The following is a 12,783-nucleotide window of genomic DNA, read 5'->3' as shown; positions in this document are numbered from 1 at the left end:
TCCGAGCTGCGCCACGGCGGTCCGGGCAGGAGTCTGGCGGACGCCTCCCGACGCCGAGTGGACGCCGCTGGACGCCTGCTGGACGCACTGGACCCCGACCGGACGAGCCATGGACCGGGTTCCGGAACCATGCAGAATTCGGACGGGCCGTCAGCTCCTGCCCGTTCCTCGTTCCCGCCGCCCCGTGGAGAGATCTGATGGCTGATCACCTCGCCCTGACCACAGCCCAGCTGGTCGACGAACCGCCGCGCGGGATCGCGGGATCGGCCTACCGCTACCAGCGGCGCGAACTCGTCGAACCCGACTGGCGCCGCTTCCCCGGCTGGCGCGCGGTGAGCGCCGAGCAGTGGCGCTCACCGCGCTGGCAGCGCGCCCACAGCATCCGCAACCCGCGCCAGCTGCGCGAGGTGCTCGGCTCCCTGGTGGGCGACGAGATCTACGACGATCTCGCCCTGGACCAGCAGAAGTTCGCCACCATGCCGCTGCTGGTGCCGCCGCAGATGCTCAACACCGTGATGCCCCACCGGGATCCGGCCGGTCCCGGCTCGCTCACCGAGGAGTTCCTGGCCGACCCGGTGCGCCGCTACATGCTCCCGCTGGCCGGCGACCGCGGCTCCCAGTGGCCCTCCCACCCGCTGGCCGAGCGCGACTCGCTGCATGAGGCCGAGATGTGGGTGGCCGAAGGGCTCACCCACCGCTACCCGACCAAGGTGCTGGCCGAACTGCTCTCCACCTGCCCGCAGTACTGCGGTCACTGCACCCGGATGGACCTGGTCGGCCCGCCCACCCCCGGCACCGACAAGCGGCGCTTCGAGGCCAAGCCCGCCGCCCGCTACCCGGCCATGCTCGACTACCTGCGGTCCAACCCGGGCGTGCGCGACGTGGTGGTCTCCGGCGGCGACGTCGGCAACCTGCCCTGGCCCAGACTGGAGGCCTTCGTCGCCGAGCTGCTGACCGTCGACTCGATCCGGGACATCCGGCTGGCCTCCAAGGCACTGCTGACCCTGCCTCAGCACTGGCTGCAACAGGAGGTGCTGGACGGCCTGACCCGGCTCGCCCGGCTGGCCGGCCGGCGCGGGGTGGGCCTGGCCGTGCACACCCACGCCAACACCGTGCAGAGCATCACCCCGCTGGCCGCCGAGGCCGCCCGCGCCGTGCTGGCCACCGGTGTACGGGACGTGCGCAACCAGGGCGTGCTGCTGCGCGGCGTCAACGACTCGCCCGAGGCACTGCTCGACCTGTGCTTCGCGCTCCAGGACGAGGCCCAAGTGGTGCCCTACTACTTCTACCTGTGCGACATGGTCCCGCACAGCGAGCACTGGCGGACCCCGCTGCACCAGGCCCAGCAGCTCCAGTCCGCCCTGATGGGCTGGCTGCCCGGCTTCGCCACCCCGCGCCTGGTGGCCGACGTGCCCGACCTGGGCAAGCGCTGGGTCCACCAGGTGGCCGAGTACGACCAGGTGCGCGGCATCGCCTCCTGGACGGGCGCCGACGAGCGGACGCAGTTCCGCTCCTACGACCCGGTGGACACCCTGCCCCCCGAGGGCCAGGCCTGGTGGGAGGCCCGCTCCCGCGCGGCGGGCGGCCAGTAGGTTCTGTTCACGCGACGAGCTGCACCAGCTGCCAGGCGACCATCCCGTGCGCCACCGCGCTCGCGGACCAGCCCGAGGCCCTGCGCACCCCGTGCCGGATCACCGTGCCCCAGGCCGCCAGCACCAGCAGGGCGGCCAGGCTCCAGGACACCCAGGCGACCACGAGCCAGCCGTCGGTCACCGAGGTGAGGATCCGCACCAGCAGGCAGGGCACCAGCGCGACCAGCGGCACCACCCAGGTGGCGTCACTGACGGCGGTGTCCGCGGGTGTGTCGGTCATCGGCGCTGTCCTCCACGGACGCTGATCAAGGGCTGCGGATCAAGGGGCTCCAGACTTCTTAACACATGTCCGCCCCGGGAGGACATCCGGAAGTAGGTGCGACCGGCGCGACGGATCGCGAACCAGGCGCAGGGATCGGCCCACCACTGTGTAGCGTGCCCCTGAAGCAGTGTCACCAGTGGTAGGGAGATGGGCCCGTGGCGGTTGTGCTCACCGTGTTGTTCGCCGTGCTCGCGGCGCTGAGCAACGCCACCGCCATGGTGCTGCAGCGCTCCGCCGCGCGGACGGTGCCGCAGAGCGACGCGTTCAGCGTGCGGCTGATGCTCGATCTGGTGCGCCATCCGGTCTGGCTGGGCGGGATGCTCACCGTCCTGTGCGCGGCGGTCTTCCAGGCGCTGGCGCTCGCGGAGGGCTCGCTGGCGCTGGTGCAGCCGATCTTCGTCACCGAGCTGACCTTCGTGCTGCTGATCGCCTGCGCGGTCTTCCGGCGCCGGCTGCCGACGCTGGGCTGGTGCGGGATCGTCGCGGTCACCGTCGGGATCGCCCTCGCGCTCGCCTCGGCCGCGCCCTCCGGAGGGCGCGACCACGCCGCGCCCGCGGTGTGGGTGCTGACCCTGGCCGCGGGCGGCGGCGCGATGGTCTGCTGCGTGCTGGCGGCCCTGCCCTACGGCCGGGGCAAGGCCAGGGCCGCGCTGTTCGGCACCTCGGCCGCGATCGGCTACGCCCTGACCGCGGCGCTGATGAAGACCTCCGTCAGCGCGGCCGGCCACGGCGTCACCGCGTTCTTCACCTGCTGGGCCACCTACGCCTTCGCCGCGGTCGGCGGCTGCTCGCTCTTCCTGCTCTCCAACGCGGTGGAGTCGGGCCCGCTGCTGGCCTCCCAGCCCGCCCTCACCCTCGGCGACGCGGTGACCAGCCTGGCCCTGGGCATCCTGGTCTACGGCGAGCACGTGCGCACCGGCTGGTGGCTGCTGCCCGAGGCGGTGGGCGCGCTGCTGGTGGCGGCCGGCGTGATGGTCCTGCCGCGCGTCGAGACCGAGGCTCTGGGCCCGCGCCCGACGGGCCGCTGAGCCGCCCCGCGCGTGCTCGGCCCCGCCTGCCGCGCACCGCCCGTGCTCCGCCCCGCCCGCCCCGCACCGCCCGTGCTCAGCTCCGGGCGGCGCGCAGCACCGCCGTGAGGTCGGTCGCGGGATGGCCGGTCAGCCGCTCGACGGCGTCGCTGACCCCGGCGAGCTCACCGGCGGCCACCGCGGTGTAGGTGGAGACCCAGGCGTCGAGCTGCCACTGCGGGGCGCCGTAGTGGGCCCGGGAGGCGTAGGCCTCCTCGACCGTCTCGGCGTGGTAGTCGACGGAGCGCCCGCTGGTGTGCGCGAGCACCGCGGCGATCTCCTCGAAGGTGAGCGCGTGCGGGCCGGTCAGGTCGTAGGTGGCGCCGGCGTGCTCGGGGGCCCGGGCGAGCACGGCCGCGGCGGCCTCGGCGATGTCGTCCTGCGCGACCACGGCGGCGCGTCCCTGGCCACCGGGCCCGCGGATCACGCCGTCCTCGCCGACCAGGTGGGGCATGAAGTCGGCGTAGAGGTTGTCCCGCAGGAAGGTGAAGGGCAGCCCGCTGGCGCGGATGTGCTGCTCGGTGTGCCAGTGGTCGCGGGCCAGGGTGAAGGTGGCCTCGGGCGCCGCGCCGTAGAACGAGATGTAGGCCAGGTGCCCGACCCCCGCCTCGGCCGCCGCGTCGACGAAGGTGCGGTGCTGCTCCAGCCGGTCGGGCGCCTCGGCGGCGGAGACCATCAGCACGCGCTCGACGCCGGTCAGCGCCCGGAGCACGGCCTCGCGGTCGCCGTAGGCGCAGGACAGCGCGGTGGCGCCCGGCAGCGCGGGGACCTTGGCGAGGTTGCGGGCGAGCAGCCGCTGCGGCAGGCCGGCGGCGGCCAGCAGGCGGGCGACCCGCCCGCCGAGACGGCCGGAGGCTCCGGTGACGGCAACGGTGGGTCGGCTGGGGACGTCCGCCATGGCGGGCTGCTCCGTTCCTGGGGGGATGTTCCGGGGATGTTCCGGGGGTGGCTCAGGGGTGGCTCGGGTGGCTGCCCTGATCCGTACCAGACCCGCCGACGGTGGCACCAGCGCGACGCGCCCGGGGCGGGCGCGGGCCCGGGGCAGGGGCAGGGGCCGGCGCGGGGCCCGGACCGGGCGCTGTGACGCGCCTGTGACAGGATCTGTGGCCTGCCTCACTGCCCCCATGATCGACTCCTGATGAGCTGACCGGATGCGTCCCGCCACCCCCCTCCTGCTGTCCGCCGCCCTCGCCGCCACCGTGTTCCTGACCGGCTGCGGGTCGCGGAACGCCACCGCGGGCCCCGCCGCCCCCTCCGCCACCGCGAGCTGCGCGGCACCGGCGCCCACCGGTGCGGCCGCCGGTCCGAAGCGGACCACCGTGACCCTGGTCGGCCCGGGGTGCCGCACCTCCCCGGAGTCGACGGCCGAGCTGGAGGTCACCAACGGCGAGAGCGAACCGTTCAGCTACACCGTCACCCTCACCGTGCTGGACCGCTCGGGGCAGGCGCTGGACAGTGTCCCGCAGACCGTGGCGTCGGTGGCGCCCGGCCGGACCGTGCGTCGGACGGTCGACACCGGGCTCTCCCCGGGCGGGGCCGCCGGGGCCGGCGCGCAGCTGCGGATCGCCAAGGTGCGGGCGGTGCCGACGGCGGAGGCGCCCGTCGCGGCCGGGGCCTGCCCGCCCGCCGGGATCCGGGTGACGGCCGACGAGGTCGACGCCGCGATGGGCCTGCGCGCCATGGGGCTCCACCTGACCAACTGCGGAACCGCCGCCTACCGCGTCAACGGCTACCCCCAGCTCCAGTTCCTCGACGTGGACCGGAGCCCGGTCCCCGGCATCCAGGTCCTGCAGGGCACCGACCGGATCGCCACCGGGGTCGTGCCCGATGCCCCGCCCCGGCCCGTGACGCTGCAGCCGGGCGAGTCCGCCTCGGCCACCCTGGCGTGGCGCAACACCACCGGCTCCGGCGATCCGGTGAACGTCCCCTACCTGCGGGTGACGGCGCAGGCCGGGGCACCGGCCGTGACCGTCACACCGGAACTCGATCTGGGCACCACGGCCGCGATCGGTGCCAGCGCCTGGCGGCACGAGTAGGACGCGGGACGGCAGGCGCATCCGCAGGCGCATACGCTCGTGCAACCGGCCTGCCCGCCGGCGCGTCGTACCGACGACACGAACACCGCTCGAACAGCGGCCCAGCAGGCGGAGCAGCCCGATGACCCAGCACACCGCACCCGCACCCTCCCCGGCCTCGCCCGAGCCGGCGGCCCGGCAGGAGCTGGACCGGCCGGAGCGGGACCGGCAGGCGGTGGACCGGCGCGCCCTGCTGCGGCTCGGCGCCGGGGCCGCCGCGGCCGCGGCGCTGACCGGCTGCACCGGCCGCGCCGCCACCGGGGCCGGCCCCGTGGCGAGCACCGCACCCGGCCCCGCGCACAGCCCCGCGCACAGCCCCTCCACCGTCCCCGGCAGCACCCCCAGCAGTAGTGCTCCGGCCGCCTCGGCGGGCCCGGCGGACTGGACCGCCCTGGCCAAGGACCTCCAGGGCACCCTGATCCGGCCGGGGGACACCCCGTACCCGGCCGCCGCCCGGCAGTACCAGCCGCAGTTCGACGGCGTGCGCCCCGGCGGCGTCCTCTACCCGGCGAACGCCCAGGACGCGGTCACCGCGCTGGCCTTCGCCGGCCGCTACGGCCTGCCGGTGGCGCTGCGCAGCGGCGGGCACAACTACGGCGGCTGGTCCGCGGGGCCGGGCCTGGTGCTGGACGTCGGCCGGCTGAACACGGTCACCGCCTCCGGCGGCGGCGCGACGGTGGGCGCGGGGGCACGACTGATCGACGTGTACGCGGGCCTGGCCGGCCAGGGCGTGGCGATACCCGCCGGATCCTGCCCGAGCGTCGGGGTGACCGGGCTGACCCTCGGCGGCGGGGTCGGGGTGACCTCCCGGGCCTACGGGCTGACCTGCGACAGCCTGACCGGCGCCGAGGTGGTCACCGCCGACGGGCGGATCCTGCGGGCCGACGCGAACAGCGAGCCCGACCTCTTCTGGGCGCTGCGCGGCGGTGGCGGCGGCAACTTCGGCGTGGTCACCTCGCTGGACTTCCGTACCAGCCCCGCCGTCGACTGCTCCTACGCCTTCCTCTCCTGGCCCTGGTCCTCGGCGGCCGCGGTGGTGCGGGCCTGGCAGGCCTGGGCACCGACCGCTCCCGACCAGCTCTGGGCCGACCTGCACCTGCTGGCCTGGCCGGACGGCCGGCTGGAGCTGAGCAGCACCGCCGTCCATCTCGGCCCGGCGGACGAACTGTCCAACCTGATCGACCGGTTGGGTGTCCAGCCGAGCAGCGCGCCGGTGCACAGCAAGTCCTTCCTGGAGACCATGCAGGTGATGGGCGGGGTCTCCGGCTGGACCCAGGCCGCCGCCCACCTGCCCGGCTCGCTCCCCGGCCAGAACCCGCAGGGCCGGCTCACCCGCGAGTCCTACGCGGCCCGCTCGGACTTCTTCACCAAGGCGCTGCCCGACACCGGCATCGCGGCCCTGGTCGCCGCCGTGGCCGACTACGCCCGCACCGCACCCCAGGGCGGCAGCGCGGGCGTGGCCTTCGACGCGCTGGGCGGCGCGGTCAACCGGGTCGCCCCGGGGGACACCGCCTTCGTCCACCGCGACGCCCTCTTCCTGGCCCAGTACACCGCCAACTACCCGGGCACCGGTGCCGGTTCGGGCCCCGGCGTGGACCAGTCGCGCAGCTGGCTGAACACCCTGTGGAGCGCCCTGCGCCGCTACGCCAGCGGGCAGGCCTACCAGAACTACGCCGACCCGCAGCTGACCGACTGGGAACAGGCCTACTACGGCGCCAACGCCCCCCGGCTGCGCCAGGTCAAGCAGCAGTACGACCCGCGCGGCACCTTCCACTTCCCCCAGTCCGTCCCGCTCTGACGGGTCTAGGCCGTGTCTCACAATTCCCGCCAGGCGCGCGACGCCGGGCATCCCGCCTGGACGCACCGGCGAATCATCCAAGTACGACCCAGTACGAGGACGCTTCGCCGGCACGCCCAGCCGGGCGCCCAACGCCGCGCGCTGATCCGACGCGAATTGTGAGACACGGCCTAGCCGGCGGCCTCGGTAGCATGATCATGGTCTGATCAGGCATGGGGGGAGCACAGGTGCGGATCTTCGAGCAGCGGTACGAGCTGCGGCTCCGGTTGGGGTTGGCCGCGTTGGCGGTGGTGCTCGTGGTGTGGATCTTCATGATGGGGGTGGCCCCGCAAGGGCATGCCGAAGTGCGCAACTGGTCCAGCTCGTGGATCGGGCTGGACGTCCTGGAGTTCCTCGGGCTGCTGGGGACGGCGCTGTTGTATCCGCGGCGTCCGGCGCTGCTGGCACCGGTGGCGGCGGCGACGGCCACGCTCTTCGGCATCGACGCCTGGTTCGACACGATGACGGCGCTGGCCGGTGCGGACTGGTACACGGCCTGGGCGTTCGCGCTGGTCGCCGAGGTGCCGCTCACCGCGCTGCTGGCCACGCTGGCGATCCGGTCGGCCCGGCGGCTGGACCGGCTGGTCTCGGGGCCGGAGGGAGTGGACGGGCCGGACCGGGTGGACGGGCAGGGCGGGGTGGGCCAGGTACATGCGGGGCCGGTTCCGGGGGCCGCCCTTGACGGAGTTAGTGATTGACCAATAACTTGAGGGCATGGCAGGGGCGAGCCGGCGGATGTCGGCGGAGGAGCGGCGCGAGAGCGTCATCCGCGCAGCGATGATCGAGTTCGCCGAGCGCGGCTACAACGGGACGTCGACGCAGGCGATAGCCGCTCGGGTCGGTGTCTCCCAGCCGTATCTCTTCCGGCTGTTCCCCAGCAAGCGCGCCCTCTTCGAGGCGACCCTGCGCCGCTGCGTGCAGGAGGTCAAGGCGACCTTCCTCAAGGCGGTCGAGGGCCTGGACGACCCGCAGGACCGCGCCGAGGCCATGGGCGAGGCGTACGTCGAGCTGATGGCCGACCGCAGTCTGCTGATGATGCAGATGCAGATGTGGGTCTCCACGGCCGCCGCCGAGGCGCAGGGGGAGGCCGAAGTGGGGGAGGCGGTCCGCGCGTTGTGGCTCGACCTCTGGGACTCGGTGCGGGTGGCCGCCGGTATGAGCGAGCAGGAGATCACCGATTTCTTCGCCCGCGGGATGCTGATCAACACCATGCTCGCGATGGGCTTTCCGCCCGGTCACCGTCTCTGGGAGGGGCTCGGGCTGGGGGAGCAGGGGTGCGCGTAGCGGCGCCCCTGCATCTGCCCCGCGTCTGCCCCACATCCGCCCCGCATCCGGTTCGCAGGGCGCCGTTTTTTCTTGAGCGTAAAAGTTATTGATCAATTACTACCTTCATCGGTCCACACCACCTGTGTCTTGTGAGGAGTTCCCGTGCGCAGAGTCAGCCCGGCCGTCTGGGCTTTCGTGATCGCCAGTACCGCCGGATTCATGGCCGCGCTGGACAACCTGGTCGTCACCACCGCACTCACCTCCATCCGGCGCGACCTCGGTGGCGGGATGAGCGACCTGGAGTGGACGGTCAACGCCTACACCCTCAGCTTCGCCGTCCTGCTGCTGCTCGGCGCCGCCCTCGGTGACCGCTTCGGCCGCCGCCGGATCTTCCTCGTGGGGCTCGGCGTCTTCACCTTCGCCTCGCTCGCCGCCGCGCTGGCCCCGAACATCAACGCCCTGATCGCGGCCCGCGCGGTCCAGGGGGTCGGCGCCGCGATGCTCACCCCGGTCAGCCTGACGCTGCTCACCGCGGCGGTGCCGGTCGCCCGGCGCGGACTGGCCTTCGGCGCCTGGGGCGCGGTCAACGGCATGGCGGTGGCCACCGGGCCGCTGATCGGCGGGACCGTGGTCGAACACCTCTCCTGGCAGTGGATCTTCGCGCTGAACGTCCCGCTCGGCCTGCTCCTGCTGCCGCTCGCCCGGCTGCGGCTCACCGAGAGCGTCGGCCCCGACAACCGGCTCGACATCCCCGGCACGGCGCTGGCCAGCACCGCCCTCTTCGGCATCGTCTACGCCGTCATCCGGGGCAACGACGACGGGTGGACCAGCGGCCCGGTGCTGGCCGGCCTGATCGCCGGCGCGACGCTGCTCGTCGCCTTCCTCGCCTGGGAGCGGCGCAGCCCGGCGCCCGCGGTGCCGCTGCGGCTGTTCCGCAGCCGAGCCTTCTCGGCGGTGAACGTGGCGAGCACGCTGATGTCCCTGGGCATGTTCGGGGCGATCTTCCTGCTCAGTCAGTTCCTGCAGGCGGCCCAGGGGTTCAGCCCGATGCAGGCGGGCGTGCGGATGCTCCCGTGGACCGGCATGCCGATGGTGGTCGCCCCGCTGGCCGGCATGCTGGCGGACCGGATCGGCGGCCGGAACATCATCGCCGTCGGGCTCGCGCTGCAGGCGGCCGGCCTGGGCTGGTTCGCCTCGGTCGCCACGGCGGACGTCAGCTACGCCGCCCAGGTCCCCGCGCTGATGCTCTCCGGGGCCGGCATGGCGCTCTTCTTCGCTCCGGTCGCCACGCTGCTGATGAGCTCGGTCCGCGAGTCGGAGCAGGGCGTCGCCTCGGGGGTCAACAACGCGCTGCGGGAGGTGGGTGGTGCGCTCGGCGTGGCCGTCCTCACCGCCGTCTTCACCGCGCACGGCAACTACACCAGCCCCCAGCACTTCGTCGACGGCCTGGTCCCGGCGCTCTGGGTGGGCGCCTCGGTGGTCGGCGTCGCGGCGCTGGCGGTCCTCGCCGCGCCACGGCGCAGCGGGGTCGGGACGGCGGCCGGGACGGCCGAAACCGGCCGGGCCGTGGCGGACGTACCGGCGGTGCTGCGCTCCTGAGGGGGCGGGCCTGGGGGTGGGCCCTGCCCCGGGACCGACAGCCGGTCGCCTCCCACCGGTTGTCGGTCCCCTGTGGCATGCTCCCGGACCGTGGACACTCACCAGTTCCGGTCCCCGGCCGCACAGTTTGCCGACGACGACTGCGCCGTTCCGGCCGTCGACTTCGCGCTGCTGCTGCACGCCTACGGGACGGCGTCGGACACCCCGGCCCAGCTGCGCGCCCTGGCGGCCGGCGACCAGGTCGCCCGCCGGGCCGCGCTCGCCCACCTGAACTCCGCGATCGTCCACCAGGGCACGCCGTGGACGGCCACCGGCCCCGTGGCGCGGCAGCTGTGCGTGATGCTCCGTCAGGACGCGATCGCCGACGCCGAGACGCTGGCCCGCACGCTCCGCTTCCTGGCCGAGGTCGCCGAGGCCGCCGGGCTCGGCGCCGACGAGGACTTGACCTCCGTCGCGGCCTGCGCCGGACGCGACATCGCCGCCGAGGTCACGGCCCTGCTCACGGACCCGGCCGAGCCCGACGGCGCCGACCTCGTCTACGAGGACGAGGACCGCGCGGACGCCCTGTGCGCCCGCGCGGTCCTCGACTGCCGCGCCGCCCTGCCGGCGATCGCCGACGCGGCCCGGCAGGCCGCTTCCCATCCCGATGACCAGGTGCGCGACGCCGCCGTGCGGACGACGGCCGAGGTGGCACGCGTCACCGCACGGCTGGCGCCCTGAGCGGGCCCGTCGTCACGACTCCGACGGCTGGTGGCTGCCGTAGGGGCGGGTGATGATCTCCATCCCGTGGCCGACCGGATCGAGGAAGTACAGCCCGCGGCCGCCGTGATGGTGGTTGATCTCGCCGGGATGCCCCATCCGCGGGTCGGCGTAGTACGTCAGCCCGGCCTGCCGGATCCGCGCGAACGCCACGTCGAACTCCTCGTCGGAGACCAGGAAGGCGTAGTGCTGCACGGCGATCGACTCGGCCGGGACGCGGGCGAAGTCCAGCGTGACGCCGTTCGCCGTGGCGACCGGAACGAACGGCCCCCACTCGGCCCCGACCTCGAGCCCGAGGATCCCCGCCAGGAACTCGGCGGATTCCCGGTTGTCCCGGGCGTGAACGATGGTGTGATTCAACTCGACTGACATGTGCGTCATGCCTCCGTAAGGCACTCCACGGCCACCTCCATGCCTCACCCAGCCGGTGACCGACACGCGATGCCGCGCCCACGACCCTGTGCCGCACCGGCCCACCCCGTCGAGCACCGCCCTCAGCCCGACCCGCGCCCGTCGTCAGTCCGCTGGGGCCGGTTGGCGGGCGGGGCGGTCGGCGGGCCGTGGGGCTGGTCGCAGGAGGCCGGCGGCGTAGGCCGCGGCGAAGCACAGGGCCGTGGGGAGCACGAGGGCGAGGTCGAGTGCGACGAAAATGAGGTGTCCGACTACCTGCCGGGTTACTGCCTGACCGGGTACTACCGTTCCGTCCACACGGAGCCGTGCAACGCCACGAAGGACGGTACGAACTGGTGGGAGCGCTGGTACGAGATCAGCACACCCACCGGATGGGGGAGGGCCCGCAGGCGTTCAATGCTCGTGTCGGACAGCCGGGTTCAGGCGATGAGCAGGCGCAGGCCCAGCTCTGCCGCGTCGAGGGCGGCGAGTTCGCCGTTGCGTTCGGCCCAGCGGCCCGAGGAGAGGTCCTCGCGCAGTGCGGCCACCGCCCGCTGCTCCGCCTGCGGCCCGACCCTGGTCCACACCGACACCGCGCGGCGCACGTGCTCGTCCAGGTACGCCTCGGGACGGCGCCAGTGGGCCTCGAAGAAGCCGTCGGCGCAGTCCCACGGGATGAGCACCGGCTCGAGGCGGGCCCCGATCGCGCCGGCCAGCTCGGTCACCGCCGGTCGGTCGGCGACCAGGCCGGCGACCTCGGGCAGGTAGTCGCGGCTGAGCCAGAACCGGTTGCGCCAGCCGACGTCCGTGGAGTCGTGCGTGAACACCACCACGCGGCGGGCCACGCGCTGCATCTCGCGCAGCCCGGCGATCGGGTCGTCCCAGTGATGGATGGTGCTGAACGCCATCGCGGCGTCGAAGGACTGGTCCTCGAACGGGAGGCGCTCCGCACTGGCGGCCACGCACGGCGCCGCACCCGCGGGGCGCTGTGCCCGCATGACCGCCGACGGTTCGACCGCCGTGACGTCGCGGTCCGGGGGCTCGTAGGAGCCCGTGCCGGCGCCGACGTTCAGTACCGTCCGCGCATCCCCGAGCGCATCCCAGACCTGCGCGGCGATCCGCGGCTCGGTGCGCCGCGTCGCCGGGTAGGCGGACCCGATGGCTTCGTACAACTGCGCGCCGAACACCTTCAGTTGCTCCTCCGGTGTCGTCCTGATCCCCATGGCCCGCGCCTCCAGTTCCTTGTCGATGGCCGTCACCATGCCGGCAGCGCGGTCGCGCTGTTCCAGCAGCAGGCCGCGCAGCCGGTGCAGGTGCGCGACCGCATCGGTGGTCGGGTCGTCCACCAGATCCGCGATCTCGCGCAGTCCGAAACCCAGCCGCCGATAGGCGAGCACCTCCCGCAGCCGCTCCACGTCATTTGCCGAGTAGGCCCGGTACCCGGCCGCGCTCCGCGCGGACGGCTGTACGAGGCTGATCTCGTCATAGTGGTGCAGCGTGCGGACGCTCACACCGGCCAGCTCGGCCACACGTCCTACGGTCAGGTGCTCTTCCATGCCAGAGACAATGCGGCATGACGCCACGTGAGGGTCAAGCAGCGGTCCCGCCGCTCGTTGGAGGCGGGGACGGTGCCCTCCCGGATGAGGAACCGGATGAGGAACTGGCTGGTGGCGGCTGGTGGGGTTCCGGACGGTGAGGCAGCGGGCCGGACTTCGGGTCGAGCAGCGTGCCGTTCGGCTGCGGACTCCACTGCTGGGCACCGGTTCCGTTGCAGGCAGGTGGGCAGGGCAACGGGTCCGACCGCGGCAACCCTGGTTCCGGTTTCGCCAGGAGGGCAGCGGCGGGTGTGGCCGTCGGGGGCCGGGGCAGACGAGGG

12 protein-coding genes are annotated in these 12,783 nt (G+C 73.7%); 8 read left to right on the top strand and 4 right to left on the bottom strand.

The features are described from left to right. The first annotated feature begins 197 nt into the window (after positions 1–197). Complete coding sequence (locus OG294_RS04060) at positions 198–1,592, top strand: KamA family radical SAM protein (protein ID WP_327064986.1); 1,395 nt, start codon at positions 198–200, stop codon at positions 1,590–1,592. A gap of 7 nt (positions 1,593–1,599) precedes the next feature. Here the strand turns inward: OG294_RS04060 and OG294_RS04055 are convergent, their stop codons facing one another. Then, complete coding sequence (locus tag OG294_RS04055; RefSeq protein WP_327064985.1) at positions 1,600–1,872, bottom strand: hypothetical protein; 273 nt, start codon at positions 1,870–1,872, stop codon at positions 1,600–1,602. Between the two features lie 197 nt (positions 1,873–2,069). Between OG294_RS04055 and OG294_RS04050 the strand changes: the two genes are divergently transcribed. Beyond that, positions 2,070–2,942, top strand: coding sequence for a DMT family transporter (locus tag OG294_RS04050; protein WP_327064984.1), 873 nt, complete (start codon positions 2,070–2,072; stop codon positions 2,940–2,942). Between the two features lie 76 nt (positions 2,943–3,018). Here the strand turns inward: OG294_RS04050 and OG294_RS04045 are convergent, their stop codons facing one another. Beyond that, complete coding sequence (locus tag OG294_RS04045; protein WP_327064983.1) at positions 3,019–3,879, bottom strand: SDR family oxidoreductase; 861 nt, start codon at positions 3,877–3,879, stop codon at positions 3,019–3,021. A 253-nt stretch (positions 3,880–4,132) separates the two neighbouring features. Here OG294_RS04045 and OG294_RS04040 point away from each other — a divergent pair, with 253 nt between their 5' ends. The 6 genes from OG294_RS04040 (at position 4,133) to OG294_RS04015 (ending at position 10,478) form a co-directional block, all read left to right on the top strand. After that, positions 4,133–5,017: a DUF4232 domain-containing protein gene (locus tag OG294_RS04040; protein ID WP_327064982.1), complete on the top strand. Its 885-nt coding sequence runs from the start codon at positions 4,133–4,135 to the stop codon at positions 5,015–5,017. 121 nt (positions 5,018–5,138) lie between these two features. Then, entirely contained in the window at positions 5,139–6,854 is a 1,716-nt protein-coding gene (locus tag OG294_RS04035) for an FAD-binding oxidoreductase (RefSeq protein ID WP_327064981.1), read from the top strand. Between the two features lie 212 nt (positions 6,855–7,066). Further along, entirely contained in the window at positions 7,067–7,591 is a 525-nt protein-coding gene (locus OG294_RS04030; RefSeq protein WP_327064980.1) for a hypothetical protein, read from the top strand. Positions 7,592–7,607: 16 nt separating this feature from the next. Continuing rightward, complete coding sequence (locus OG294_RS04025) at positions 7,608–8,177, top strand: TetR/AcrR family transcriptional regulator (protein WP_327064979.1); 570 nt, start codon at positions 7,608–7,610, stop codon at positions 8,175–8,177. Positions 8,178–8,321: 144 nt separating this feature from the next. After that, positions 8,322–9,758, top strand: coding sequence for a DHA2 family efflux MFS transporter permease subunit (locus OG294_RS04020; RefSeq protein ID WP_327064978.1), 1,437 nt, complete (start codon positions 8,322–8,324; stop codon positions 9,756–9,758). A gap of 90 nt (positions 9,759–9,848) precedes the next feature. After that, positions 9,849–10,478 (top strand): hypothetical protein, encoded by a 630-nt coding sequence (locus tag OG294_RS04015; RefSeq protein ID WP_327064977.1) that lies wholly within the window; start codon positions 9,849–9,851, stop codon positions 10,476–10,478. Between the two features lie 12 nt (positions 10,479–10,490). Here the strand turns inward: OG294_RS04015 and OG294_RS04010 are convergent, their stop codons facing one another. Together OG294_RS04010 and OG294_RS04005 are read right to left on the bottom strand one after the other, a co-directional pair. After that, positions 10,491–10,889, bottom strand: a complete 399-nt coding sequence (locus OG294_RS04010) for a VOC family protein (RefSeq protein WP_327071443.1) — start codon at positions 10,887–10,889, stop codon at positions 10,491–10,493. A gap of 458 nt (positions 10,890–11,347) precedes the next feature. Next, positions 11,348–12,463, bottom strand: a complete 1,116-nt coding sequence (locus tag OG294_RS04005) for a MerR family transcriptional regulator (protein ID WP_327064976.1) — start codon at positions 12,461–12,463, stop codon at positions 11,348–11,350. Between the last annotated feature and the right edge of the window lie 320 nt (positions 12,464–12,783).

The organism is Kitasatospora sp. NBC_01302, from assembly GCF_035976515.1.
Lineage (GTDB): Bacteria > Actinomycetota > Actinomycetes > Streptomycetales > Streptomycetaceae > Kitasatospora.
Note: the sequence above shows the minus strand (reverse complement) of the source record. Positions and strands in the feature narration are given on the sequence as shown.

Coding starts and splice junctions, on each gene's coding strand:
- OG294_RS04060 (WP_327064986.1), top strand. CDS start 198: ATGGCTGATCACCTCGCCCTGACCACAGCCCAGCTGGTCGACGAACCG.
- OG294_RS04055 (WP_327064985.1), bottom strand. CDS start 1,872: ATGACCGACACACCCGCGGACACCGCCGTCAGTGACGCCACCTGGGTG.
- OG294_RS04045 (WP_327064983.1), bottom strand. CDS start 3,879: ATGGCGGACGTCCCCAGCCGACCCACCGTTGCCGTCACCGGAGCCTCC.
- OG294_RS04040 (WP_327064982.1), top strand. CDS start 4,133: ATGCGTCCCGCCACCCCCCTCCTGCTGTCCGCCGCCCTCGCCGCCACC.
- OG294_RS04035 (WP_327064981.1), top strand. CDS start 5,139: ATGACCCAGCACACCGCACCCGCACCCTCCCCGGCCTCGCCCGAGCCG.
- OG294_RS04030 (WP_327064980.1), top strand. CDS start 7,067: ATGGGGGGAGCACAGGTGCGGATCTTCGAGCAGCGGTACGAGCTGCGG.
- OG294_RS04025 (WP_327064979.1), top strand. CDS start 7,608: ATGGCAGGGGCGAGCCGGCGGATGTCGGCGGAGGAGCGGCGCGAGAGC.
- OG294_RS04010 (WP_327071443.1), bottom strand. CDS start 10,889: ATGTCAGTCGAGTTGAATCACACCATCGTTCACGCCCGGGACAACCGG.
- OG294_RS04005 (WP_327064976.1), bottom strand. CDS start 12,463: ATGGAAGAGCACCTGACCGTAGGACGTGTGGCCGAGCTGGCCGGTGTG.